The organism is Psychromarinibacter sediminicola (assembly GCF_029168335.1).
In the GTDB taxonomy this organism is placed as follows: Bacteria; Pseudomonadota; Alphaproteobacteria; order Rhodobacterales; family Rhodobacteraceae; genus Psychromarinibacter; species Psychromarinibacter sediminicola.
Window position 1 is genome coordinate 1 of the sequence record NZ_JARGYC010000193.1, and the last position, 1,362, is coordinate 1,362.

The 1,362-nt window shown below is 62.8% G+C and carries 2 protein-coding genes; one reads left to right on the forward strand and one right to left on the reverse strand.

Annotated elements, in window-relative coordinates; all coding sequences use genetic code 11:
- Nucleotides 1-204 (forward strand): hypothetical protein (locus tag P1J78_RS24880; RefSeq protein ID WP_275570059.1); only part of this gene is annotated, 204 nt, incomplete at its 5' end.
- An 89-nt stretch (nucleotides 205-293) separates the two neighbouring features.
- Here the strand turns inward: P1J78_RS24880 and P1J78_RS24885 are convergent.
- Nucleotides 294-1,362 (reverse strand): hypothetical protein (locus P1J78_RS24885; protein WP_275570060.1); only part of this gene is annotated, 1,069 nt, incomplete at its 5' end.

Sequence of the window (1,362 nt, forward strand, 5' to 3'; positions counted from 1 at the left end):
GCTGGCCGTTTTCTACGGCCGCAGCCCATCATGTGCACAGGAAAAGGCCGCGGCGTGACGCTCATGAGCGTTGCCAGCCATAGTTCACGGATGACGAACTACCTGATCCTTGAGCGGAAGGGCGGCGACTGGACGAGTCGTTGGGATTTGGAAACGAGCGGGATGACAGGACCATTGGCTTTGGGTCGACCAACTCAACAATGACGACCAATGATCATTGCCAGCGATGACTTCCTGGCTGGGTGACTTCGCCAACGTCTCAGAAACCAGTACGCCAATGCATGATCGTGTGGTCATATCTCGTCATCGATCTGCGTGACGTGCCGAAAATAGCCGTAGGGCTCGAATGCAGCGCCGAGTGCTCCGATGACCACGCTAACACAGGCCGCGAGCGCGGCGAGGCGAACGCGGACCGAAACCGCCGCAGCGTCAGAAACACCGGTCCAAGTAGCTATGAGATCATTGCTGAAGAGCGCCGCGGCGAAGACAGAAGCGACAGTGAAAATGCCGGCGTATGTCACGGCCAAACCCATGAGGACGGCTGCGACGGTGCCCGCGTTGCTCACTGCTCGCTGCTCGCGGAGCGGCCCTTGCCGGGAGGCAAGTAGGCGCTGGGCACGGATTAGGTAGCCGCTCGTCCCGACGATCGCTGCAACCGACAAGACCGTGATCGTTGACGCCGAGAGATTGGCCGCCACTTCCCAGGACTCTGCGGTCATGACGAGGACCGCGAGCGCCGAACCAGCCGCCGTCGTCAGCCGATGCAGGCGCAGCGGAAAGTTCCAAGGGCGCATCCGGGATATCACGATCGGCAGGGCGCCCCGGTTCTGCCAGAGCGAACGAGCATAGAAGCCGAGCCATCCCTTCCCCGCTTCTTGCGTTTCCTCCACACGCAGGTCCGCGACTTCCTCCATGCGCAGTGACAGGGCGTCGACGGCTGACGGAGCGTAGCCATCCGTCGCGTCGAGGTCGTCGGGCCTCTCGACGCGACGCATCCAGGTCGGGGTAACCTCGGGCGCGAGTCCATTCAGCCGGCCGAAGAGATGCATGGAGAGTGCGTGGAGGCGCGGGGCGAGCGGCCTTTGCTCGTGCGCAGCATCACCGAGAAAGGCGGTCGAGACGAGTGCACTGGCGAATAAGCCTGCGGTCACTCCGAGGAGACGCTGCCGTTCGCGTCCGCGCATCTCGCGCGTCGTGACCACGAAGACAAAGTCCCAACCGCGCTGGTGCCGGTCGATCTCGGCCTCGTCCAACAGACGCACGGGTTCGACGATGTCACGCTCGGTGGTGACAAGTCGCTCGAGCGTTTCGATCACCCAGTGGAACCCCGGCATTAGATCGGCGAGCGACCGCTCCATCTCT